This is a genomic window from Alkalispirillum mobile, assembly GCF_003664325.1.
Classification (GTDB): domain Bacteria; phylum Pseudomonadota; class Gammaproteobacteria; order Nitrococcales; family Halorhodospiraceae; genus Alkalilimnicola; species Alkalilimnicola mobilis.
In genome coordinates, this window is sequence record NZ_RCDA01000001.1 from 924,771 (window position 1) to 947,307 (window position 22,537).

Genomic DNA, 22,537 nt, shown 5'->3' on the forward strand with positions numbered 1-22,537 from the left:
AGCCTCCGCGTGAACCGCCTGCCGAGACAACTGCTGCCTCTGCTGACCGCCTTGCTGGCGGGCGCGGTGGTTGTTGGTGTGGGGCTGTGGGCGGAGCGGTTGGCGGAAGAGCGTAGCCTCCAGCAGGTTCGCGCCCAGATCACTTCCCAGGTCTCCACGCTGCGCGCCCGCCTTGAGGGCGAACTCAACGCCAACGCCTACCTGGTCACCGGGCTCGCTAACTACGTGGCCACCAACCCGGACATCGACCGGGAGACCTTCGAGCAGATGGCCTCGGAGACACTTGCCCCGGACAGCGCCCTGCGCCACATCACACTGGCCCCGGACAACGTCATCACCCTGGCCTACCCGTTGGAGGGCAACGAGGCCGCCATCGGCACCGACCTTGTGAATCATCCCGACCAGGGCGAGTCGGTCCGACGGGTCATGCGGGAGCAGCGCACGGTGGTCGGTGGGCCGACCGAACTCGTCCAGGGCGGGATGGCCCTCATCGTTCGCACGCCGGTATACACCAACGACGACAACTACTGGGGCCTGGCCAGCGTACCGGTGCGGCTGGACAGCCTTTACCAGCGGGCCGGAGTCGACCGGGCCAGCGAAACCCTCGACCTGGCGATCCGCGGTCACGACGGGCGGGGGGCGGAGGGCGCCGTCTTTCACGGGAACCCGGAGCTGTTCGAGGCGGATGCCGTACGCCAGCTGGTCAGCTTTATCGGCAACGAGTGGGAGATAGCGGCGCGCCCTTCGCACGGCTGGGACGCGGCCGCGGCCCTGCCGGCATGGCGCAAGGCCGCCCTGGGCGGTTCGGCACTGATCGCCGCAATGCTGGGCTGGCTGCTGACCCGCCAGACGCTCAGCCTGCATGACTCGGAGCGGCAGTTCCGCCACCTGGTACAGGGTGTCAACGGCGTGGTCCTACGCTGGGGCGGTGATGGCCGTATCCACTTCATTAACGCCCACGGCGAGCGCCTGTTCGGATACCAACCCGGTGAACTGGTCGGCCGCAGCGTCATCGGCACCATCGTGCCGCCCCGGGACAAGGACGGGCGCGACCTGGTCCGGCTGATCCAGGCCATCCAGCACGCACCGGACCGCTACGCACTCAACGAGAACGAGGTGGTACGCAAGGACGGCAGCCGCCGCTGGATGATGTGGAGCAATCAGGCCGTGCGGGGCACCGATGGTGAAATCGAGGAAGTCTTGAGCATTGGCCATGACCATACCCGAGGCAGAGAGGCAGAACTGGCCCTGCGCCGCGTCTCTCGGAAGCTGGAGGCCATTGTTCACGCCTTGCCGGACATCGGCTTTGTGCTCGATGACCAGGGCCTGTACGTGGACGTGATCGGCGGCCGCGATAGCCAGCACTATCCAGACGCCGACCGGTTGCGCGGACGCACTCTGCAGGAGGTTCTGCCCCCGCAACAGGCCGCGGCCTTCCAGGCGGTGGTTCAGCAGGCCATCCAGGACGACAGCCTGGTGACCCATGAATACACACTCGATGCGGACTCCGAGGACCTGGCCGTGACCAAGGGGGATATGCCCGGGCGGCAGTGGTTCGAGGCGCGGGTCTACCCGCTGCCCCCGGATGTACACGAGCGGCCGGCCGTGGTCTGGTTGGCCTACAATGTCACCGAGCGCAAGCAGGCGGAGGCACGCATCCGCCACCTGGCGCTGCACGACAACCTCACCGGGCTGGCCAATCGCCGACTGCTGCAGGATCGACTCGACCAGGCCATCGGCCTGGCCCACCGCCACCAGGAGCGCGTTGCGCTGTTGTTCATCGACCTGGACCATTTCAAGCCCATCAATGACCGCCACGGGCATGAATTCGGCGACAAGGTGCTGTGCCAGGTGGCCGAGCGGCTGCAGGGGCTGGTCCGCGCCTCCGACACCGTGGCCCGCTACGGCGGCGATGAATTCGTGCTGCTGTTACAGGCCATCGAGTCGGCGGAGAGCGCGCTCGCCGTGGCCGACAAGATCGTCCAGGCGATCCCGGCGCCCATCACCGTCGATGGCAAGACCTGCCAGGTGGGGGCCAGCGTCGGTGTCGCCCTGTACCCCGACCATGGCGGTACAGCGGACGAGCTGCTCCGGATGGCCGATCGTTCTATGTACGGCGTCAAACAGACCTGTCGCGGCCACTACCTGGTGGCGACCCCGTGAGCTACAGTGCATAGGGTGGATTCCGCCCGCACGGAAGGGAACGACCCTATGGCCAGCGCTGCCTTGCAACTCGACGAGACCTCTGCCCCGTTTCGATTCCAGCAGATCCACATCGACGTGGCCCGAAACGCCACCGATGACTTCAACCCCTTCCACGACAGCCGCAAATGGCGCCTGATCCGCAACAACCCCTTCGGTGGCCCCATTGCGCTGGGCTTTCAGATGGAATGCCTGGTGGAATACCTGGTAAGCCTGGAGCGGCAGGCGCGGGGTTACCCGCTACCGCAGGGCGGTTTCCGTAATTATCAGTTCACCTTCGCCGATGTTCTGCGCCCCGACGAGCCCTTCCAGCCGGAAATACGGGCCACCCGGGAGACCCGCGACGACCAGGGTCTCCCGGTCATTGCCAACCGGGTCATCCTCCGCAAGGAGGGGGGCCTGGCTTTGATGGGCAACGTCCGGGACACGGCCACACCCCAGTGTCCGCTGGTCACGGAGGGCCTGAGTCGGGTGGGTGCCAGCGAGGAGCAGCTCCGGACCGCCCCGGATCGCCAGCCACTAGCAGAGACCGACTGGTTCCTGAAGCGCAAGTACCTGATGAACGGGAACGCCAAGAACCTGATCTCCGCCTCCCTGGGCGATCAGGCCTGGTACTTCGACGAGATCGAGCACCGGGTCAACTTTCCGGACATGGTGCCAGCCTCGCTGATCTCCTGCGCCCTGCTGGAGCGGGCCGACAGCATGGGGTTCGACTTCTACGCCAACCCCATGGTCTACACCAGCCACCTGATCAGCGTCGACCAGGGCCTGGCGCGGGCGCTGCGGAGCAACGACTGCCTGCACATCCTGGTGGATGCGCCGGAGCCGGTGGCCAAGGGCGGCGGGCTGCGGGGCGCTGCCCCGGAACAGCACCGCCATCACTGCCTGGGCTTGCTACCGGACGGCCGGGCGGTATTCGGAGCCGAGGTCCTGCTGACCCCGCTGCAGGCAATACTCGCCCGGGGTTAGGCCGCATCCGGGCTTTTCCCGGCCCGTATCGCCTTTTCCAGCTTCGGGCCCTGGCGCACCTGGCGCCCCGACAGGGCGAACCCGGTCAGCGCGGCCCCGGAGTAGTGCAACATCACCCGGCCGGCCTCTTCGCTGGTCTTTTCGCTCCACTCGCCGGCGGTCCAGGGGGACCAGACCGCCAGGGGCAGAGAGGGGGTTTTCACCCGTACGGTACCGGGCTCCGCACGGTAGACGGCGTCCTCGTCGCCGGCGAGCGCGGCGCCGATCACCCGGGCCTGTGCCTTGAGGGGCTGCACGTAGGGGAGCAGATGCCCCTCGTGTTCGCTGCAGTCGCCCAAGGCCCGGATGCGGGGGTCGCTGGTGCGCAGCCGCTCATCCACGCGGATGCCGTGGCCCACCGCCAGTCCGGCCTTTTCCGCCAGACGGGTGCTCGGGATCAGCCCCAGGGCGCTCACCACCACGTCCACCTCCAGGCGGGTGTCGTCGTCCAGCGTAACGGTATAGGGCCCTTCGCCGGTACGCGTCACGGTGGCGACCGTCCGCCCCAGCCTCAGGTCGACCCCCTTTTCGCTCAGCGCGGCCTGCAGATCGCCACTGACCTGCGCCGGCAACAGGCGGCTCAGCGGCCGATCGGCGATATCCACCAGGGTAATGCGGTGCCCCGCCCCGGACAGGTCCTCGGCGAATTCACAGCCGATCAGCCCGGCGCCCATGATCAAGACCCGCGCCGGGTCGTGGGCGTCCACCCGCTCCCGGAGCCGCCGGTAGGCGGCGAGGTCATTCACCTGGAGCACCTCGGTAGCAGCGTTGCCCTGCAGCGACGGGCGCGGCTGCCGCGCCCCGGTAGCCAGCACCAGGTCGCCGTACGGCACCCCGCCCCGCGGGGTGATGACCCGGCGTCGGTCGGTGTCGATGGCCAGTGCCCGGGTGCGCGCCACCAGGTTCACGCCCAGTTCCCTCGCCTTATCCTCGCCCGCGGCCTGGACCAGGTCGTCGGGCGTACGGCCCCGAGCCGCCGCTGCCGACAACTGGGGCTTGTAATAGACATCGCCGTTACAGCGGGTGACCAGGGTAATGGGGCGCGCCTCATCTTGGGCACGCAGCGCCTCGGCCACTGCCCAGGCGGCCATCCCACCGCCGATGATGACCACCTGGTCCGCCCCCTGGCCGGCGGCCAGGTCCACCGAACGCATCGCGGGGGCCTCGGCGGCCTCCAAAGCCTCCGCGCTCTCCTCCAGCAGGTCGAAGTCCACCTTGCGCACACCGCAATCCGGGCACTCCCAGTCGTCGGGGATGTCCTCGAACCGCGTCCCCGGTGGTAGCCCACCGTCCGGGTCCCCCTCGGCCTCATCGTAGATGTAGCCGCAAACACGACACAGGTAACGGCGGAACGGTGTGCTGCCCATGAACTCCTCGCTTGATCAGGTGGCGCCCAACCGCTCAAGCTCCTTGCGGATGTGCTTGATGGCCGGGGTCACGATGGCCACAAAGTAGGACTCGCGCAGCTTGCGCTGGGCGGGTGCGTCAGCCAGGTAACCGCGGGCCCCGGAATGCAGCATGGCGGCCTGCGAGGCGCGCAGGGCCAGTTCCGAGCCGGTGTGGCGCAGTTGCAGCACGTCCGCGAAGTAGCCATCGGAGCTGTCATGCACCTCCTCGGCCAGGGCGTAAGTGGCTGCGCGGGCGTCCGCCAGGGCCTCGGCCAGTGTCTCCGGCTGCTCGTCCAGGTAGCGGTTAACGTGCCCATGAGTCTGCCGCACCGACTGCATGATGTCGATGCAGCCCTGTACCAGGCCCAGGCCCATCCCCATCTGCAGGAGCACGAAACCGGCGCGGATACGCGGGATAAAGCCCGCCACGTCGGTGGTGATCACCTGCGAGTCGGGTATGAAACTGTCATTGAAGTGGCAGGCGAAAGTGCCGCTGCCCTCCAGGGCCGTGAACTCGGCGCAGCGCTGCAGCGAGAAACCCGGCTGGTCACAGCGGACCACGGCCATCACCTTCCGTCCCCCGCTCCCGGCCAGCTCGAACACAGCAGCGAAGGCGTGCCGCTCGCCGAGGTTGGAGACCCAGGGCAACGTGCCGTTGGCGATGTACCCGCCGTCCACCCGCTGCAGCCGGACCTTGAGTGGTTCGATGGCCGCCAGGTTTTTCATGGCGTTGGACAGTCCCGTACCGCCCAGACGTCGGCCCTCGGCCACTGCGGGCAACATGATGCTGCGCACCGCCGGGTTGTCGGCGTTATCCAGGTACCAGGCCAGGGCGTCCTGGCACCAGACGCAGAAGCCGGTGGACATGCACTCCCGGGAGACCGCTTCCATGGCGCGAATGGCGCCGGGGAAATCGGCCTGGCCTGCGCCATTCCGCGATGCCAGGTGCTGGCGGTACGCGCCCAGGTCCCCCAACTTGCGCATAAAGGGCTCCGGGTACCAGCCCTCGCGGTCCACGCGGACGGTGTGGGGAGCCAGGTCGGTGCGGACCAGCTCGGCGACACGGCTCGGCAGGTCCGGGGTGGCGACGGGGGAGAGTTTTTCTGCGGCGACGGACATGGCGGCCTCCTGAGGCGGTCTGCGGCGGGCGGACCGGCACCAGGGCCGGCACCGCCCGCCGAGGATCAGGCGAGACTGATCTTGGTCTCCACCGGGTTACGTAACGTGTTGCCCACCGGTGACCACTTGTCGGACCACTCGATCAGCTCCTGCAACTCCTCGCGGGAACAGTTGGCATCGATATCGAACTTCACCCGGATCTCGGTAAAGCCGAGCCGCTTCTCGCTGGTATCACCCACGCCCCAGGCGCTGCTGATGTTGATATCCCCCTCCAGGTCGGCCTCCAGCTTGTACAGCGTGATGCCCCGGTAGGTGGCGTTGGCGTGGATACCCACCAGCAGGCAGGAGGCCAATGCCGCCAGGGTGGCCTCGGAGGGGTTCGGGGCGTTGTCCTCACCCAGCAGAGTCGGCGGCTCATCAATCAGGTGGCCGTCCAGGTCCCGGCAGTAGGTCATCATGCGGAACACGCCCTCGCACTCGGTGTGCGCCTTGAGGGTGTTGACCTTGGCGGGGTCGAGCTTGGCCTTGGCGCCCAGGGCCTTCAGCCCCTCCAGGTCGATGGGGCGCAGGGGCTTGCGTTCCTTGGTGCGGGTTGCGGACTCGCTCATGGCACTGCTCCTGTCGTTTACAGACGGTGATTCACTGACTGACGTTGCGGCCCGGCGGTGCCGGCCCCGGCAACGGCGAATGCCCGCAGTCTAGGCTCAGTCCTTGGCAACCGAAAAAGACTAAAGAAAAAATTACTTATTCTTTTTTGGCCTTTAAGGCGAAAACGCTAGTGCCCATGCGGCATATGCATCAGGCGCATAAATAAACGAACAATCGGTATTTATTGTTATTAAGAACTGGGGCTAGTCTCCTGCCCATAGCCCGCATCCGGCACGGAGACAGTAATGGAGGCCACTATGGGCGCACCGATTCAGATCGAACAACTCTCCCACCGCTTCCATACCCGCGACCCGTGGGTGCTGGAAGCCCTCTCGCTGGAGATCGCCTCCGGTGAGAGCGTGGCCATCATCGGCGAGAGCGGCTGTGGCAAATCCACGCTGCTGCACATGCTGGCCGGGTTGACCCTGCCCAGTGCCGGGCAGGTGCGCATCGGCGGCCGCACCGTGCAACGGCCAGACGCCGCCTGGAACATGATGTTCCAGCGGCCGGGCCTCTACCCCTGGCTGAACGTGCGACAGAACGTGGCCCTGGGCCTGCAGTTCACCGGGCAGACCGACAGCCTGAAGACCCGGGTAGCGGAGATGCTGGCGCTGGTGGACCTGGCCGACAAGGCGGAGGCCCCCATCGGCGATCTCTCCGGCGGGCAGCAGCAGCGAGTGGCGCTGGCCCGGTCGCTGGCGGTGGGCCCCGAGATCATCCTGCTGGATGAGCCCTTCTCGGCCCTGGACGCCTTCACCCGTCGCAACCTCCAGCTGGAGGTCAGCCAGATCGCCCGCGACCAGGGCATCACCCTGGTCCTGGTCACCCACGATATCGACGAGGCGCTCACCATGGGCGATCGGGTGGTGGTCATGGGCCGCGCTCCCGGCACCTTCCGAAGCGTCCTGCCGGTGGACCTGCCCTATCCGCGTAACCCGATGCAGCCGGCGTTCGGCCGCCAGCGGGAGGCGCTCATGGCACGGTTCCGCGACTCGGTGGCCCCTCAGACCACCCGTGACCAACCGGCGCCCACCCCTGACCACGCGCAACTGGAGCTGGCCCATGGCTAAGTGCGAACACGACGGCGACAGCCACATCGATTACGACTTCAGCAACGGCCGCCGGCGCTTCTTGCTCGACTCATTGGCCGCCGGTGGCCTGGCTGCCGGTCTCGGCATGCCCGGCCTGCTCAGCACCGCCGCGGCTGCCAGCAAGGACGAGGTTGTGCGCATCGGCTACCTGCCCATCACCGACGCCACCCCGCTCCTCGTCGCCCACGCCCGCGGCTACTTCGAGGACGAAGGCCTGGAGGTGGCCGACCCGGAGCTGATCCGTGGCTGGTCACCGCTGGTGGAGGGCTTTGCCCGGGGCCGCTACAACCTGGTGCACCTGCTCAAGCCCATCCCCGTCTGGATGCGCTACAACAACCACTTCCCGGTCAAGATCATGGCCTGGGCCCACACCAACGGCTCCGCCGTGCTGATGAGCCAGGCCAGCGGCGCCAAGGAGTTCGCCGACCTGGGCGGCACCCAGATCGCCGTGCCCTTCTGGTACTCGGTGCACAACGTGCTGCTGCAGATGGCGCTGCGCGAGGCCGGGCTGGAACCGGTCATCCAGGACCAGTCCGCGGAGCTGGCCGACAACCAGGTCAACCTGGCCATCCTGCCACCGGCAGAGATGCCCTCAGCCCTGGCGGCCGGCCGCATCGACGGTTTCACCGTGGCCGAGCCGTTCAATGCCGCGGGGGAATTGCTCGCCAATGGGTCGCTGCTGCGCTTCACCGGGGATATCTGGAAGAACCACCCCTGCTGCGTGCTGTGCATGAATGAAAAGCAGGTAGAGGCCAACCCGGAGCGCACCCAGAAGGTCCTCAATGCGCTGGTGCGCGCCGAGCTCTACGCCCAGCAGAACAAGGTGGAGACTGCAGAGATGCTCTCTCGGGACGGCAAGGGCTACCTGCCCATGCCCGCCAACGTGGTGGTGCGGGCCATGACCCACTACGACCCGGAGGAGTACGCCGACCCGCGGGCGATCCGCCATTCGGAATGGGGTGTGGGCCGAATTGATTTCGCCCCCTACCCCTACCCGTCTGCCACCCGGGAGCTAGTGCGCAACATGACGCAGACCCTCGTGGGCGGGGACAAGACTTTCCTGGACGACCTGGACCCGGACCGGGTGGCAGCCGACCTGGTGGACGACCGGTTCGTGCGCCGCGCCCTGGAGCAGTACCCGGAGGCGCACCAGGGCGATGTCACCGCCGACACCGCCTGGGAACGGGAGGAGATCATCCGGCTATGAGTACGCAAGGACCGGCACCGCTTGCCGGTGCCCCTTCCGCTGTCAACGCGGCGCGCACCCCCTCCGCTGCCGCGGTGATCTGGCAGCGCACCGCGCCGCTGGCCTACCCCCTGGCCGGGCTGGCCCTGTTGCTGGGCTTCTGGTGGCTCGGTGGCTACGCCATCGCCAATAACCCCGACACCATGGCCTTCAGCGGCTTCGCCCCGGGCCACGCCCTGCCGGCGGCCTGGCAGCTGGTGACCTCCGGCGATGCCTGGCACCACGCCGCGCCGAGCCTCAACCGCATTGCCCAGGGCCTGATGTGGGCCACGGTGGTGGCCATCCCCCTGGGCATCCTGGTGGGCGCATTGCCGGTGGTCCGCCGGGTCACCAGTTTCCCCTTCCAGCTGCTGCGCATGGTCAGCCCGCTGGCCTGGATGCCCATTGCCGTGCTGGCCTTCGCCACCTGGGACGGGGCGATCATCTTCCTGATCTTCATGGCCTCGCTCTGGCCCATCCTGTTCTCCACGGCCTTCGCGGTGCAGCGGATCGACCCGATGTACTTCAAGGTCGCGCGCAACTTCGGCGCCTCGCCGGCCGCCAGCCTGCGCCGGCTGGTGCTGCCCGCGGTGGCGCCGGACATCCTGGCCGGCTTCCGCCTGGCGCTGGGGATCGCCTGGGTGGTGCTGGTTCCGGCGGAGTACCTGGGGGTGACCAGCGGCCTTGGCTACGCCATCAACGATGCCCGCGACATCCTGGCCTACGACCAGCTGGCTGCCCTGGTGTTGATCATCGGCGTCATCGGCTACCTGCTCGATTCCGCCGTGGTGGCACTGATCCGCTACCTGGGCTGGCAGAACGGCTAAGCCGCCCGGGCGGCCGGCACCGGCCGTGTCATACTGGAGAACGTGAACCGCGACTCCGAACAAACCGACCGCCTGGCGCTGATCGTACCGGCGCTGGATGAGGCCGATAACATCCCCGCGCTGGCCGCTAATCTCCAGGCCGCACTTCGCCCTGGCCATGAGCTGTGGCTGGTGGATGGCGGCAGTCGGGACGGGACCGCGGAGCTGGCCAGCAAGCACGGGTTCCGGGTGCTGTCCTCCCCGCCGGGGCGGGCCGCCCAGATGAACGCTGGCGCCGCTGCCAGCAGCCGGCCGCTGTTGCTGTTCCTGCACGCCGACACCCGGTTGCCGGAGGGCGCCGACGCGCTGATTGAACAGGCGCTGCGCAGCGGCGCGCGGCACTGGGGCCGGTTCGACGTCACGATCACCGGCGCCAGCCCCGTGCTCCGCCTGGTCGGCACCCTGATGAATAGCCGTTCCCGGCTCACCGGCATCGCCACCGGGGACCAGGCGCTGTTCATGACCCGCCGCGCCTTTGATGCCGTGGGCGGCTTTCCCGACCAGCCGCTGATGGAGGACATCGAGATCAGCCGCCGTCTGAAGCGGCTCTCTCCGCCCCGCTGTCTGCGGGCGCGGGTCACTACCTCCGGCCGCCGCTGGGACCAGCGGGGCGTCTGGCGCACCATCACCCTGATGTGGCGCCTGCGCCTGGCGTACTGGCGGGGGGTGCCGGCCAAAACCCTGGCCCGCCACTACCGATGACCAGCCCCCCGGTACATATCGTGGTTCTGGCAAAGGCGCCGCGCCCGGGCCTGGCCAAGACCCGGCTGATCCCCGCACTCGGCGCCCACGGTGCCGCCCGGCTGGCGGACCGGTTACTGGCCCACGCACTGCACCAGGCCTTAACGGCCGACCTCGGGCCGGTGGAACTCTGCCGCACGCCGGGCGGCGAGGCGGCCTGGGAAGGCATCGCGCTACCCCGCGACCTGCGGATCAGCGACCAGGGCGGGGGCGATCTGGGTGATCGGATGGCCCGGGCGGCCCGAAGGGTGACAGCCACCGGCCACCCGGTGCTGCTCATGGGCAGCGACTGCCCGGCACTGACCGCCCCCCGGCTCCGCGCCATGGCCCGTGCGCTGAATGGTGCCGACGCGGTGATCACGCCGGTCAGCGACGGTGGCTATTCGGCACTGGCCCTGCGCCGCTATCACGCGGACCTTTTCCACCAGGTGCCCTGGAGCACATCCACCGTCACGGCCATTACCTTGGCCCGCGCACGCGCCCTGGGCTGGACGCTGCACTGCATGCCCACGCTGCACGACATTGACGAGCCGGGCGACCTCGCTCACCTGCCCGGCAACTGGCAGAGGCCGTAACACTGGCGCTGTTGCACGACTTCTGGGGACGGATGCTCACACACCGACGGAGCCCGGGCCTGACCCCCGCCGCTTCCCTTCGGGTATTACTGATTTCACCCGGCGCCCTATTCCCCGATACTGGCTGACAGATGCGCCAGTTCGGGGAATCCCATGCGAAGTACGATAAAACGCAAAGGACCGGTTGTGCTCGGCCTGCTGCTCGTGATTGCAGCGGCGTGGGCACTGCGCGACCACCTGCAACTGGATATGCTGCGGGCCACCCTGGATGATCTCGGTGCCTGGGCACCTCTGGCCTTCATGGGGGCCTATGCGGTGGCGGCGGTGGGCTTCGTCCCCGGTTCGGTCTTTACCCTGGCCGGAGGCGTGCTCTTCGGCCCGCTCTGGGGCACGCTGTACAGCCTCGTCGGGGCCACTCTGGGCGCCGGGCTGGCCTTCCTGGTGGCGCGTCATCTGGCCGCCGACTGGGTCGCGCGCAAGGCCGGTGGCCAGCTCGGCCGGGTCATCGCCGGGGTGGAGCGCGAGGGCTGGCGCTTCGTTGCCTTGACCCGGCTGGTGCCACTGTTTCCCTTCAATCTGCTCAATTATGCGCTCGGCCTGACCCGCATCCCGATCACGCACTACCTGGCCGCAACCTTCATCTGCATGGCGCCCGGGGCGTTGGCCTACACCTGGCTCGGCTATGCCGGTGCCGAGGCCATCGCCGGCGGCGAGCGCGCCATCCAGGCCATACTGATCGCGCTGGCCCTGCTGGCGCTGATGCTGTTCCTGCCCCGACTGATCCGCCGCATCCGCCGGCAACCCCTGCCCGATGAGCATCCGCCCCCCACCGGGAGAGACCTATGAAGCACGACCTGGTCATCATCGGCGGCGGCGTGGGGGGGCTGGTGACGGCCAGCGTTGCCGGCCAACTGGGCGTGGACACCGTCCTGGTGGATGCCGGCGAGAACCTGGGCGGCGACTGCCTGCACCATGGTTGCGTACCCAGCAAGACCCTGATCCGCTCCGCGGAGGTGGCCCGACTGATACACCGGGCCGGGGAATTCGGGCTGGCGGCGAACCCCGGCCCGGTGGACCTGGGTGCCGTGATGGATCGCGTCCACGCCGTGATCGGTCAGATCCAGCAGCACGACGACCCGGACCGGTTCCGGGCCTACGGGGTGGACGTCCGCTTCGGTCACGCCCGTTTCACCGACGCGGACACGGTGATCGTCAACGGGGAACGGCTGCAGGCGCGACGCTTTCTGATAGCCACCGGCTCTCGTCCCGCGATACCGCCGATCCCCGGGCTGACGGATGCCGACTTCCATACCAACGAGACCATCTTCGGGCTCAGGACGCTACCCCGTCGCCTGGCCGTGCTGGGTGGCGGCCCCATCGGTATCGAGCTGGCCCAGGCCTTCGCCCGTCTCGGCAGCCAGGTCACCGTGGTGGAGATGGCCGGTCAGATCCTGCCGCGCGATGACGCGGAGCTGACCGCTGAGCTGCGCCAGGTGCTGGAAACAGAAGGGCTCACCCTGCATACCCGCACCACCGTGGAGCGGATCGAGCAGGCCGACGGGGTCTCGCGGCTGGCCTGCCGCAACGGAACCGCGCACTGGACTGTGGAGGCCGATACCCTGTTGCTGGCCGCCGGCCGCACGCCCAACCTGGACCTTGACCTGAAGGCTGCCGGGGTGGATTTCGGCCCGCGCGGCATACGGGTGGACCGGAGGCAGCGGAGCAGTGTCCGCCATATCTACGCGGTCGGCGACTGCTGCGGCCCCTACCCCTTTACCCACATGGCGGAGTACCAGGCCGGTATCGCCATCGCCAACGCGCTCTTCCGGGTGCCCAAAAAGGCCGACTACCGGGTGGTTCCCTGGGTGACCTACACCGCGCCCGAACTGGCCACCGTGGGGCTGACCGAGGACGAGGCCCGGGCCCGCAATATCGAGGTGGAGGTGCTTCGCTTCCCCTTCAGCGCCGTGGATCGCGCCCTGGCGGAGGGGGAAACGGCGGGGCAAGCCAAGCTGGTGGTCCGCCGGGGCCGCCTGGTGGGCGCCAGCGTCCTTGGGCCGCACGCCGGCGAGCTGATCCACGAGGCGGTGCTCGCCATACAGGCGCGCTTGCGGGTGGCCACCCTGGCCTCGGCCATCCACGCCTACCCCACCCTGGCCCAGGTGTTCCGGCGGGCGGTGAACACCCGCTACACCGAGACACTCTACAGTGACAGGACGCGCCGACTGGTCGCCCTGCTGCAACGCTGGCTACCGGGGCGCTGACCCCTTGCACGTTCCCACGGAGGCTCGATGAGCGCTACCTTCCCGCAACTGCAACCGACAACCTTTCCGGCCATCCGCCGCCGCCAGCTGGAAACCCTGCAGGTAAACGTTGGCTATGTGTGCAACCAAACCTGTTTCCACTGCCACGTGAACGCCGGGCCCAACCGCAAGGAGAAGATGGACCGCGCCACCGCCGACCTGGTGCTGGACTACCTGCGCGAGTCCGGCGCACGCACCCTGGACCTGACCGGCGGGGCACCGGAGCTGAACCCGCAGTTCCACTATCTGGTGGAACAGGCCTGCGCCCTGGGGGTGCATGTCATGGACCGCTGCAATCTTACGGTACTGGAGCAGCCCGGACAGGCGGATCTGGCGGACTTTCTGGCCGCCCACCGGGTAGAGGTGGTGGCCTCGCTGCCCTGTTATTCGGCAGACAACGTCGACAGCCAGCGCGGCGAGGGGGTCTTCGAACAGAGCATCAACGGCCTGCGCAAACTCAACGCCGTGGGCTATGGTCAACCGGGAAGCGGCCTCACCCTGAACCTGGTATACAACCCCCTGGGCGCCACCCTGCCGCCCCCGCAGGGCCAACTGGAGGCGGATTACAAGCGGCACCTGGCGGATGAATTCGGCATGGTGTTCAACGGCCTGTTCACGATCACCAACATGCCCATCCACCGCTTCGCCAAGCAGCTCCAAAAATCCGGGCAGTACGAGACCTACATGGCCCTGCTCAAGTCCGCCTACCGGCCGGAGAACCTGGCCAACGTCATGTGCCGCAGTCTGCTCAGCGTGGACTGGCGCGGCTACGTTTACGACTGCGACTTCAACCAGATGCTCGCCATCCCGTTGGGCGCCGACGCCAAGCCCCGGAGCCACCTGCGCGATCTCATTGGACGCGACCTCGACGGTGCCCCCATCGCCGTCGCGGACCACTGCTACGGCTGCACCGCCGGGCAAGGGTCCAGTTGCGGGGGCGCGCTATGACAGGTGGGTAGCCAAGGCGGGCAACACCTCGTGGCACGGGGCCTCGACCTTGAAGCGAAGCAGCCCGTCGGCTCGGGTGCGGCCCTGGTTGATCGCGACCAACGGCTTGCCGAGGGCCGCCGCCTCGCGGGCAAAGCGGTAGCCGGACCAGACCACCAGCGATGACCCCACCACCAGCAGGGCGTCGCTGGCCGCCAACGCCGCACGCACGGCGCTGACCCGGGCCGGCGGCACACTCTCGCCGAAGAACACCACATCCGGTTTCAGCACGCCGCCACAGCCGTGGCAATGGGCGATGCGGAAGCCGTCATAGGCATCCTCGTCCAGCTCCGCGTCACCGTCCGGGTTGATACCGTGCACGGTGGCCGCCCAGTCGGGGTTGAGCGCGTCCAACTCCGCCTGCAGCGCTTCTCGGGGTATCCGCCGCTCACAATCCTGACAGACCACCTCTGAAAGCGTGCCATGCAATTCGGTCACCGCCGGACTCCCGGCCTTGTGGTGCAGTCGATCCACGTTCTGGGTAACCAGATCACCCAGATAACCAGCGTGCTGAAGGGCGGCCAGTCCATGATGGGCCGGGTTGGGTCGTGCAGCCTGCATCCGCGGCCAGCCCAGGTAGCTGCGCGCCCAATAGCGCCGCCGCAGCACCTCGCTGCCCATGAAGGCCTGGTACTGCATCGGCTGACGGTGCACCCAGCGGCCCTCGTAATCCCGGTAGGCGGGAATGCCGGACCCGGTGCTGATGCCGGCACCAGTCAGGACCAGGGTGCGGGGGTGAGCGGCGAGGAAATCCGCCAGCGCATCCCAGCCGGCAGTGGGCACCTCGACCTCGGGCCAGCGGCGAACATCGGGCATCCGAATCTGCACGGCCACCGCTCAGTCCCTCGCCGAGGTATCACAACCACTGGCACCGCAGCGCCGGACGTAGCGGCGATCCGCATACCAGGCGTAAACCCGGTCCAGCGGCCCGACCAGACGGGTGCCGCGCACCAGCCGGGCCAGCCAGCGCCAGTAGGGCAGTCGCGCCCAAATCACCGCGAAGCCGTCCACCCCGTGGCGCAGACGCCCGGTCTCATCCAGGCAGTGGAAGCGCCGCATGGCCGTCTCCCAGGTGATGTCGACGTCCGAAAGCACCTCGGGGCGGGCGTGGATATCCCGCCACTCCACCGCCCCCTCACGATCCAGCCGCTGGTAATGGGCAATCTCCCGCCGGCAGACCGGACATCCGCCATCGTAAAAGGCCACAGGCCTGTTGTGCTGCATTACTGCCACGGTTCGCTCCTCCAACTCAGCGCTCCAGCACGTACTGGCCGGGCGCCTCCATCAAGGGGGGGTGGGCATCACTGCCCTGGGGCGGTGGCGCCACCCGCTCGCCGCAGCGCTGCGCCAGCCAGTCCCGCCAGTCCTCCCACCAACTGCCCGGCGTGAGGGACTGCTCCGCCCGCCATTGCTCGGGATCGGTGAGGCCCGTGGCCGGGCCGGCCCAGAAGCTGCGCTTGGGCGGGTCCACCGGCGGGTTGACGATGCCGAAGATGTGCCCCGAGGTACTGAGCACACCGCGCACTTCGCCGGCCACCAGAGCGGGCAGACGGAAGACCTGCTTCCAGGGCGCAATGTGGTCATCGACGGTGCCCACGCAGTATAGCGGCTGACGGATCCGCCCCAGGTCGATCCGGCGACCGGCCAGTTCCACCCCGTCCGGCTCGCGCAGGCGGTTATGCAGGTAGAACTCGCGCAGATACTCGCTGTGCATCGCCTTCGGCAGCCGGGTGTTGTCGGTGTTCCAGAAAAGCACGTCGAAGGGCGTCGGGTCCTCCCCATGCAGGTAGTTGCGGATGTAGTAATGCCAAATCAGGGTGTTGGGGCGCAGCATCCGGAAGGAAAAGGCCAGCGCCTCTCCGGGCAGGTACCCCGGCCCCTCCATCATCCGTTCCAGCGCTTCGATGGCCGGTTCACTAATGAAGGCGCCGATCTCGCCCGGGTCCTCGAAATCGACCAGGGTGGTGAAGGTGGTCCAGTGGGCGATGGGGTTGTTCCGCGCCCCGCCCGGCCCGCGGTTGCGCCAGGCCATGTAGCAGCTCAGCAGCGTGCCGCCGATGCAGTAGCCGATGGCGTGCACCCGGGGCGCCCCGGTGATCTCGCGGACCACCTCAACCGCCGGATCCAGGCCCTCGCTCAGGTAATCACCGAACCGCAGGTCCCGCATCTCCGGCCCGGGGTTTCGCCAGCTGATCAGGAACACGGTAAAGCCCTGCTCCACCAGCCAGCGGACCATGCTCTTGCGGCGATTGAGATCGAGCACGTAATACTTGTTGATCCAGGGGGGCACGAACAACAGGGGCACCGAATGAACCGTGTCGGTGGTCGGTCGGTACTGGATCACCTCCACGAGCCGGTTGCGGTAAATCACCTGCCCGGTTGTGGTGGCGACGTTGCCCCCCACGTGGAAAGCCGCCCGATCGGTCATCGGCAGTTCACCGGCCAGCAGATCCCGCCCGAACTGGCGCAGCCCCCGCAGCGCGCTCTCACCGCCGCTGGCGAGAAACTTCTCCACCGCCTGGGGATTACTCCAGAAGTCATTGCCCGGGGCCAAGGCATCCACCCACTGGCGCCCCCAGAATGCGGCCCGTTTTAGCAACGCCGGGTCCATGCCCGGCGTTTCATAAACGGCGTTCATCCACCAGCGGGTATTGAACAAGTAGGCCTGCATCAGGCCATTGAGGAAGGGGTTCTGCTCCCAGGCCGCGTCCTTGAACCGGATATCGTCCGGGTGCGGGTGCTCCACCGTTTGCGGCGGAAACCCTGAAAGCCGGCGCCAGGCCTCCTGCCCGAAAGCTGCACCGCCGGCGGCATAGCGCAGCGCCATGTTCCGGGCGTAATCGGGGTGGCGCAGCCATTGCAGCCCCAACTCCGCCCAGGCTTCACCCACACCCCATGGATCCAGCTGTGCAGGCAGCGGTTCCGGCCTTGGCTTGTCCTCCACGATTCGGCTCCCTCTCAGTGCTAATAAACCCGTTCGAATACCCAGAGTATTAGGCCCGGCAGGAGAGGTCCAGCCGCGCTTCAAATCCGGCCGACGCCCCGCGCCGGCGCCCCCTCAAAAATCACTCGTGAGCCGCCCCGTTAAGCATTTTCCGCTAGGTAATCCAACGAATTACGCCAAATGACCCATGCCCCTATTCTGACAGTGCGCCAACCGGAAACAGGGCATCACCCAGACCCGGGAGGCGCAGACCACAACAGGGATTCGGCCGGAGAGAAAAAGGCCCGATCCGCAAACCGCGAAAGCGCAGGAGAATGCCATGAAACCGCTTATCAAGACCGCCGTAACCCTGACCCTCGGCGCCGGCCTCACCGTCTCCGGACTGGCCTCGGCCCAGAACTGGACCACGTTCGTCGATCAGGTCCGGGCCAATCCGCCGACCACCCTGTCCGAAGCCCAGGGCGCCGGTGTCGGGCAGAACTACGAGACCTGGGTCAATCATGTCCGGGATAACGGACCCGAAGAGCGGAGCTTCGGCGACCCCCTGGTCGGCCAGAACTACCTGCCATTCATCCAGTCCGTGCGCGAGCGGACCCTGCAACGCAAGCAGGCGGAGCGGCCAGGGGCCGCTCAACCGACCGAGCGGGAACGCGCCCGGCACGGACGCAACAGCGTCCTTGACGCCAGGACCCGCAACCACGGGATCTGATTATGGCGCCCGATGCCCGGAGACGCGGCCGACGGCCCCGTCAGGCCCAGGCCCGCGTCTCCGGCATTTCCGATAGGTAGAGTCACGTAATGATCCGCCGGCTCCCGCCATCTAGGCTTGCAACGTGATTCTGATATTATGGCTGCGGGTACTGCATGGCGGCCCACAGCACCATAGCGGACAAGATGTCCGGCGTACCCGAACCCGTCACGGACGCGCTAAGGGAGGGCCATCCATTGCCGGATACCCGCCTCGAGGCGCTGCGTCAGTTCACGGATATCATGGTTGAAACGCGCGGCCATCCGGGGCACGACGACCTGCAGGCCTTCCTTGACGCCGGTTACCGGGAGGCTGACGTCCTGGCGATCATTCTCGCCATTGCGGTGAAGACGCTCAGCAATTTCTCCAACCACCTGCTCCACCCGGAGGTGGATGAACTCTTCCGGGAACGTCAGTGGACCCCCTGATTACGTAGTTTCCCCCATACCCGCCAATCGGGCCGCCACCTAGGCTTCTAACGCGGGCGGCGCACCGGGCTGCCCGCCAGAGGGACTGCACGGGGGAAACCAGATGAATGCCACAGACCACCGCCGTCGCTACTGGCTGGGCGGCAAGCGAAAACGCGAGCAGGACATCTTCTTCGAGGAGGCACTCGACCCGGCGCTGTGGCAGCCCGGGGACGCGGATGACTGGCACGCCTGCTGGTACACCGGCATGCCGCCCCGGGAGGTCTTCCGCCAGACGGGACCTGACCGAACCGTCAACCATATCCCCGGCAACAATTGCCTCACGGTCAAAAGCCGGCTCTACCAGACAGTCCACAACCTGCAGCGACGTTTGGCGGCCAGCCGCCCGGCCGGACACCCGGACCTGACGCGAGCGGATTTCGTGCCCCGGGTCTTCAGCATGCCGGGCGACTACCATGCCCTGCAGGCCCACGCCGCCGCCCATCCCGACAAGCGCTGGCTGCTCAAGCCGAAGAACTCGGCGCGCGGCAAGGACATCTCGCTGGTATCGGACGTCGCAGAGGTACCTACCGACGACCGCTGGATGGTGCAGGAGTACCTGAGCCAGCCGCACCTGATGCAGGGGCGCAAGTACGTCCTGCGCCTCTACGTGCTGATCACCTCGGTGGAACCGTTACGCGTCTACCTGTACGAACAGGGGTTCGCCAAGCTCGCCTCCATGCCCTATAGCCTGGAGGATGCCGACAACCCCTACGTCCACCTCACCAATCCCGACGTCAACGCCCGCAACGAGGCCGCCGACGACCCCGTGGTCTTCGTGGACCTGGAGCGCTACCGCCGCTGGTTGCGGGAGCAGGGCCACGACGACGCGGCACTGTTCGACCGACTGCGCGATATCGTTGCGCTGACCACCATCGCGGCGCGGGAGAACCTGCGGGCACAGTTGGCGCACCAGGGCGCCGATGCGGCCGGTTGCTACGAGCTCATCGGCATGGACTGCCTGGTCGACGACCGGATCCGGCCCTGGCTGCTGGAGTGCAATCTCAGTCCCTCGCTGGGCGTTTGCGCCGCACCCGAGGATGGGGGCCACATCGAAGCCGGCATCAAGCGTCGGTTGGTGGCCGACCTGGTGGCCATGGCCGGCCTCAACGATCCGGCCCCCGACAGTACAGAGCAGCACGACGACCCCGTCGCGCGCTGGCGCGCCGAAGCGGAACGGGAGGCCCGCCACTCGGGAGGCTTCGAGCGTCTGCTCCCGACAGCCGATGCGGCCCGCTACCTCGCCTGCTTCCCCCTGCCCCGCTTCGCCGACGTGGCGCTGGCCGACAGCATGAGCGAGGCCCCAGTGAGACGCCCCGCACTGCATCGCTGGCAGGTGGCCGAGGTGATCACCGAGGAAGAACTGCTGCTTTACGGAGAAGCGCACCAGGCCCTGTACGCCCCCAATCCCACCGCCGCCCTGATCTGGCTGCACGCTACCAACGGCAAGCACCCCGACGAGATCGTCGATGCATTGCAACAGACCCTTCAGGGCGCGGACCGGGGCACCCTGGAACAGCAAGTCTGGGAGGCCCTGGCCGACTGGGCGGAGGCCGGGCTCCTGGTCCAGTGCCCGGAGCCGTTGCCGGGCGAACCGGCGGTGAAAGCCACGGCACCCCCGGGCGAAACAGCCAACAGGGATCGGGCCGACACGCCCCACACCCTCTCGCTCCGGGTGGCGCAACAGCCGCTGCACCTGCGCACCTGGAGCGGTCCGGCCGCGGAGCGCCTTTTCCCGTTGCTGGCACCGCTGGCGATGGCAGCACCCGCCGAAGAGGCGCTGCAGGTGGAAATCGGCCGCTCCCACCGAGGCTACACGGTATTGGTGGGCGGCGAGGTGGAAGCCGAACACCTGCGGCTGGCGGAGCTGGGACCGTGGTTCGTCCGCGCCCTGCTGCGCCGTGCACCAAGCTCCGGCACCGTGGCGGTCAGCAGCACCCTGGTGACTGTCGATCCCGCGGCACCCGACGCCGCGGTGCTGGTCTGCCGCGCCGGCGCGACCGACGACGACGGTCTGGCAGCCGCCCTGACGGGCGACACCGGTCCCGCATGGGGGAGCGGTGCCACCATCGCGCTGGCGGGTGATGGCCACGCCCGTCCGCTCGGCCTCCCGCTCCGTCGGGCCCGGCACCCTTCGACCCTTTCAGAGGACCCGCTCTGGTGGTTCGGCCAACGCGGCCATCTGGTGCCGGCGACCGGAACGCCCGGACCGGACAACCACCTGCGGGTAGCCGCCATTCTGGTGGCGATGCCGGGTGAGCACGACGGGACACTGGACCACCTCCCCCGGCGACTGAGCCTGCGTGAAGCCCTGGGCCATCTGCTGCCAGAAACGGCCAGCCACGGTGGTACCGGCCTCGACCGCCAGACCCTGTCACGGTTTGCCGACTGGGTGGCCCAACACCCGGTCTACGCGGTGCACCCTCGGGAAACCCCCGAGACCATCACGCGGAGGGTGTACCCCATTCTGCATGACGTCACCCAGAAAAAGAGGAAGGAAAAAGCAGTGCAATAGTCGCCCATTACGCCGGGTGTTCCGTGATACTACGGATACCCGGAATCGCCGCACACCTCTATTGTAGACATCAATGATCGGCCATTAACGACCTGTTTCCGGTCCCATTATCAAGCTGCAAAAGAGGGTGAAAAAAGATGATCATGACAGCCGCATTATCGACAGCCAATGCAGAGTTGCAGAGGGTGGAACGCCACGCCCACTGGTTACTCCGGGCAGTAATATTCTCGGTATTCACCTACATGGGTGTCGACAAGTTTCTGGGTGCAGGCATCGGTCCCTGGGCCGAAATGATGGGCCTCCCCCTGGGTGTTGCCCTACTCGTGGCCCTCGCAGAAATCGCCGCTGGCGTCCTGGTGGTACTCGGCGCCCTGACCAACGGCTGGGTCACCCGGCTCGGTGCACTGGCCACAGTGCCGGTATTGCTGGGCGCGATTTTCATGGTGCATTGGGGCCAGTGGCACTTCATGCCTACGGCGACCCATCCCATGGGCGGGATGATGTTTCAGGTGAGCCTGCTATTCGTGGCGCTTTATCTCCTGGCGAGGGGCAACAAGCAATGACGATGCCGGGGCGTGCCCCGGCCATTTCCGAGCCCCAAAGGATCTCAACGGTTTTCAAGGTCCGGGTGGGTCCTCAACCGAGTGACAGGAGGCAACATGAGTGACGACAAAACAGTCCGACAGCAGTTGCTGCGCACTTTATCGCGCAGCGTCGCCTACACCGTACCCGTACTGGCGATCGTCGGCGGCAGCGCCGGCATCCACGCCATCATGTCTGATGCGGTCGCCGACAGTGGCTACCAGATGATGGCCGCCGCGGAGGCTGCCGGCGAGGCCGAGGCGGAAGGTGAAGGCGAAGGAGAGGCCGAGGGTGAAGGTGAAGGTGAAGGTGAAGCGGAGGGTGAAGGCGGCTACTGATGCCGCCCTGCCCCACACCGGCGCACCGGAATCCGCCCCTGCACAGGGATGTGCATTCTGTCGCAGTGCAGGTGAAGGCCACCGGCGCGGAGAGGGCCACCGCGGCCCCGCCGGGGCACCTGCCCAACCTAGGGATCAAGTCATGGGGTATCAGCACGAATGCATGAACGGTCATCCCGTCACCGCCAGCCTGGTGGATGATAACCGGCATTTCCTCCGGCAACTGGCCGGCCTCGTTGGCGAGCTGGACGCTGAACGCTTCCGGGCCTGCAGCGGGCCTTACGGCGGTAACGGTATCGGCAGACAGGTCCGACACATCCTTGAGCATGTGCAGTCGCTGCTGGCCGGTGCCCGGGGTGAACTCGATTACGATGACCGCGATCGGGACCCGGTGCTGGAACGGGACCCGGACCGCGCTCTGGAAACGTTGGCCAGGCTGGATGACCGGCTCGGCCAGGAGCTGGCAGCCCTGGCTCCGGACACACCCCTTCGCGTCGCCTGCGTCTGCAACACGGCATCGGGCCCCCACCGGACCTGGACACCCTCCAGCCTCCAGCGGGAGTTGATGTTCCTCATCAGCCACACGGTGCACCACATGGCATTGATCGCCATGCTCGCGGAGGAGGCCGGCCTGCGGCCCGGTGAAGAGTTCGGGGTTGCGCCATCGACGCTTCGCCACTGGCGCGCCAAGCCATCGTTCGCCGTGCCGGCGTCTGCGGGCTGAGCCGACCGCCCGGGCCGGTGGCTCGGCGCCGGTCACGGCGCGGGAGAGCGGCCCGCTCGTCACGGC

At 67.5% G+C, this 22,537-nt stretch carries 22 protein-coding genes; 16 read left to right on the forward strand and 6 right to left on the reverse strand.

Annotation, left to right across the window (positions count from 1 at the left end; all coding sequences use genetic code 11):
• Positions 1–9: 9 nt before the first annotated feature.
• Complete coding sequence (locus DFR31_RS04285) at positions 10–2,163, forward strand: sensor domain-containing diguanylate cyclase (RefSeq protein WP_121441398.1); 2,154 nt, start codon at positions 10–12, stop codon at positions 2,161–2,163.
• 48 nt (positions 2,164–2,211) lie between these two features.
• Entirely contained in the window at positions 2,212–3,171 is a 960-nt protein-coding gene (locus tag DFR31_RS04290) for a hypothetical protein (protein WP_121441399.1), read from the forward strand.
• Here the strand turns inward: DFR31_RS04290 and DFR31_RS04295 are convergent.
• The 3 genes from DFR31_RS04295 to DFR31_RS04305 form a co-directional block, all read right to left on the reverse strand.
• Entirely contained in the window at positions 3,168–4,577 is a 1,410-nt protein-coding gene (locus DFR31_RS04295; RefSeq protein ID WP_121441400.1) for an FAD-dependent oxidoreductase, read from the reverse strand. The two genes, DFR31_RS04290 and DFR31_RS04295, sit on opposite strands and share 4 nt — an antisense overlap.
• A gap of 15 nt (positions 4,578–4,592) precedes the next feature.
• The gene (locus DFR31_RS04300) at positions 4,593–5,717 is read right to left on the reverse strand and encodes an acyl-CoA dehydrogenase family protein (RefSeq protein ID WP_121441401.1); all 1,125 of its coding nucleotides are present in this window, start codon (positions 5,715–5,717) and stop codon (positions 4,593–4,595) included.
• A 65-nt stretch (positions 5,718–5,782) separates the two neighbouring features.
• On the reverse strand, positions 5,783–6,325 hold the full coding sequence (locus DFR31_RS04305) for an OsmC family protein (RefSeq protein WP_121441402.1): 543 nt from the start codon (positions 6,323–6,325) through the stop codon (positions 5,783–5,785).
• 297 nt (positions 6,326–6,622) lie between these two features.
• On the opposite strand from DFR31_RS04305, the gene DFR31_RS04310 reads away from it, so the two are divergent.
• The 8 genes from DFR31_RS04310 to arsS all read left to right on the forward strand — a co-directional run bounded on the left by DFR31_RS04310 (position 6,623) and on the right by arsS (position 14,114).
• The gene (locus DFR31_RS04310; protein ID WP_170153590.1) at positions 6,623–7,435 is read left to right on the forward strand and encodes an ABC transporter ATP-binding protein; all 813 of its coding nucleotides are present in this window, start codon (positions 6,623–6,625) and stop codon (positions 7,433–7,435) included.
• A complete protein-coding gene (locus tag DFR31_RS04315; RefSeq protein ID WP_121441404.1) occupies positions 7,428–8,663 on the forward strand; it encodes an ABC transporter substrate-binding protein in 1,236 nt (411 codons plus the stop codon). Before DFR31_RS04310 ends, DFR31_RS04315 begins: the two co-directional genes overlap by 8 nt.
• Positions 8,660–9,508 (forward strand): ABC transporter permease, encoded by an 849-nt coding sequence (locus DFR31_RS04320; RefSeq protein ID WP_121441405.1) that lies wholly within the window; start codon positions 8,660–8,662, stop codon positions 9,506–9,508. The genes DFR31_RS04315 and DFR31_RS04320 overlap by 4 nt, the downstream gene beginning before the upstream one ends.
• Positions 9,509–9,550: 42 nt before the next feature.
• Positions 9,551–10,249: a TIGR04283 family arsenosugar biosynthesis glycosyltransferase gene (locus DFR31_RS04325; protein WP_245971079.1), complete on the forward strand. Its 699-nt coding sequence runs from the start codon at positions 9,551–9,553 to the stop codon at positions 10,247–10,249.
• A 20-nt stretch (positions 10,250–10,269) separates the two neighbouring features.
• Positions 10,270–10,863, forward strand: a complete 594-nt coding sequence (locus tag DFR31_RS04330) for a TIGR04282 family arsenosugar biosynthesis glycosyltransferase (protein WP_245971080.1) — start codon at positions 10,270–10,272, stop codon at positions 10,861–10,863.
• A 153-nt stretch (positions 10,864–11,016) separates the two neighbouring features.
• Complete coding sequence (locus DFR31_RS04335; RefSeq protein WP_121441407.1) at positions 11,017–11,709, forward strand: TVP38/TMEM64 family protein; 693 nt, start codon at positions 11,017–11,019, stop codon at positions 11,707–11,709.
• Entirely contained in the window at positions 11,706–13,127 is a 1,422-nt protein-coding gene (locus DFR31_RS04340) for a dihydrolipoyl dehydrogenase family protein (RefSeq protein WP_121441408.1), read from the forward strand. The genes DFR31_RS04335 and DFR31_RS04340 overlap by 4 nt, the downstream gene beginning before the upstream one ends.
• Before the next feature lie 27 nt (positions 13,128–13,154).
• Complete coding sequence (gene arsS, locus DFR31_RS04345) at positions 13,155–14,114, forward strand: arsenosugar biosynthesis radical SAM (seleno)protein ArsS (protein ID WP_121441409.1); 960 nt, start codon at positions 13,155–13,157, stop codon at positions 14,112–14,114.
• Here the strand turns inward: arsS and DFR31_RS04350 are convergent.
• Genes DFR31_RS04350 through DFR31_RS04360 form a run of 3 tightly spaced genes read right to left on the reverse strand, consistent with a single transcriptional unit; the run spans position 14,109 to position 17,097 of the window.
• On the reverse strand, positions 14,109–14,987 hold the full coding sequence (locus DFR31_RS04350) for an NAD-dependent protein deacetylase (protein ID WP_245971081.1): 879 nt from the start codon (positions 14,985–14,987) through the stop codon (positions 14,109–14,111). The genes arsS and DFR31_RS04350 overlap by 6 nt on opposite strands.
• 3 nt (positions 14,988–14,990) lie before the next feature.
• The gene (locus DFR31_RS04355; protein WP_121441410.1) at positions 14,991–15,377 is read right to left on the reverse strand and encodes a thiol-disulfide oxidoreductase DCC family protein; all 387 of its coding nucleotides are present in this window, start codon (positions 15,375–15,377) and stop codon (positions 14,991–14,993) included.
• 25 nt (positions 15,378–15,402) lie between these two features.
• The gene (locus DFR31_RS04360; protein ID WP_245971082.1) at positions 15,403–17,097 is read right to left on the reverse strand and encodes a PHA/PHB synthase family protein; all 1,695 of its coding nucleotides are present in this window, start codon (positions 17,095–17,097) and stop codon (positions 15,403–15,405) included.
• Positions 17,098–17,416: 319 nt separating this feature from the next.
• Between DFR31_RS04360 and DFR31_RS04365 the strand changes: the two genes are divergently transcribed.
• The 6 genes from DFR31_RS04365 to DFR31_RS04390 all read left to right on the forward strand — a co-directional run bounded on the left by DFR31_RS04365 (position 17,417) and on the right by DFR31_RS04390 (position 22,471).
• Positions 17,417–17,806, forward strand: coding sequence for a hypothetical protein (locus DFR31_RS04365; RefSeq protein ID WP_121441411.1), 390 nt, complete (start codon positions 17,417–17,419; stop codon positions 17,804–17,806).
• 155 nt (positions 17,807–17,961) lie between these two features.
• A complete protein-coding gene (locus DFR31_RS04370; RefSeq protein WP_147436937.1) occupies positions 17,962–18,273 on the forward strand; it encodes a carboxymuconolactone decarboxylase family protein in 312 nt (103 codons plus the stop codon).
• 103 nt (positions 18,274–18,376) lie between these two features.
• A complete protein-coding gene (locus DFR31_RS04375; protein WP_121441413.1) occupies positions 18,377–20,827 on the forward strand; it encodes a PqqD family peptide modification chaperone in 2,451 nt (816 codons plus the stop codon).
• A 137-nt stretch (positions 20,828–20,964) separates the two neighbouring features.
• Positions 20,965–21,390 carry a DoxX family protein gene (locus DFR31_RS04380; protein WP_121441414.1) on the forward strand — a complete coding sequence of 142 codons (426 nt, stop codon included), beginning with the start codon at positions 20,965–20,967 and terminating at the stop codon, positions 21,388–21,390.
• Between the two features lie 96 nt (positions 21,391–21,486).
• Entirely contained in the window at positions 21,487–21,747 is a 261-nt protein-coding gene (locus DFR31_RS04385; RefSeq protein ID WP_121441415.1) for a hypothetical protein, read from the forward strand.
• Between the two features lie 163 nt (positions 21,748–21,910).
• Entirely contained in the window at positions 21,911–22,471 is a 561-nt protein-coding gene (locus tag DFR31_RS04390) for a DinB family protein (RefSeq protein WP_170153591.1), read from the forward strand.
• Positions 22,472–22,537: the final 66 nt, after the last annotated feature.

Bases quoted from the DNA above. Each gene is read 5' to 3' on its own strand.
- DFR31_RS04385 (WP_121441415.1), top strand. From the start codon at position 21,487: ATGAGTGACGACAAAACAGTCCGACAGCAGTTGCTGCGCACTTTATCG.
- DFR31_RS04320 (WP_121441405.1), top strand. From the start codon at position 8,660: ATGAGTACGCAAGGACCGGCACCGCTTGCCGGTGCCCCTTCCGCTGTC.
- DFR31_RS04340 (WP_121441408.1), top strand. From the start codon at position 11,706: ATGAAGCACGACCTGGTCATCATCGGCGGCGGCGTGGGGGGGCTGGTG.
- DFR31_RS04390 (WP_170153591.1), top strand. From the start codon at position 21,911: ATGAACGGTCATCCCGTCACCGCCAGCCTGGTGGATGATAACCGGCAT.
- DFR31_RS04305 (WP_121441402.1), bottom strand. From the start codon at position 6,325: ATGAGCGAGTCCGCAACCCGCACCAAGGAACGCAAGCCCCTGCGCCCC.
- arsS (WP_121441409.1), top strand. From the start codon at position 13,155: ATGAGCGCTACCTTCCCGCAACTGCAACCGACAACCTTTCCGGCCATC.
- DFR31_RS04290 (WP_121441399.1), top strand. From the start codon at position 2,212: ATGGCCAGCGCTGCCTTGCAACTCGACGAGACCTCTGCCCCGTTTCGA.
- DFR31_RS04370 (WP_147436937.1), top strand. From the start codon at position 17,962: ATGGCGGCCCACAGCACCATAGCGGACAAGATGTCCGGCGTACCCGAA.
- DFR31_RS04335 (WP_121441407.1), top strand. From the start codon at position 11,017: ATGCGAAGTACGATAAAACGCAAAGGACCGGTTGTGCTCGGCCTGCTG.
- DFR31_RS04380 (WP_121441414.1), top strand. From the start codon at position 20,965: ATGATCATGACAGCCGCATTATCGACAGCCAATGCAGAGTTGCAGAGG.
- DFR31_RS04295 (WP_121441400.1), bottom strand. From the start codon at position 4,577: ATGGGCAGCACACCGTTCCGCCGTTACCTGTGTCGTGTTTGCGGCTAC.
- DFR31_RS04365 (WP_121441411.1), top strand. From the start codon at position 17,417: ATGAAACCGCTTATCAAGACCGCCGTAACCCTGACCCTCGGCGCCGGC.
- DFR31_RS04355 (WP_121441410.1), bottom strand. From the start codon at position 15,377: ATGCAGCACAACAGGCCTGTGGCCTTTTACGATGGCGGATGTCCGGTC.
- DFR31_RS04375 (WP_121441413.1), top strand. From the start codon at position 18,377: ATGAATGCCACAGACCACCGCCGTCGCTACTGGCTGGGCGGCAAGCGA.
- DFR31_RS04300 (WP_121441401.1), bottom strand. From the start codon at position 5,717: ATGTCCGTCGCCGCAGAAAAACTCTCCCCCGTCGCCACCCCGGACCTG.
- DFR31_RS04315 (WP_121441404.1), top strand. From the start codon at position 7,428: ATGGCTAAGTGCGAACACGACGGCGACAGCCACATCGATTACGACTTC.
- DFR31_RS04310 (WP_170153590.1), top strand. From the start codon at position 6,623: ATGGGCGCACCGATTCAGATCGAACAACTCTCCCACCGCTTCCATACC.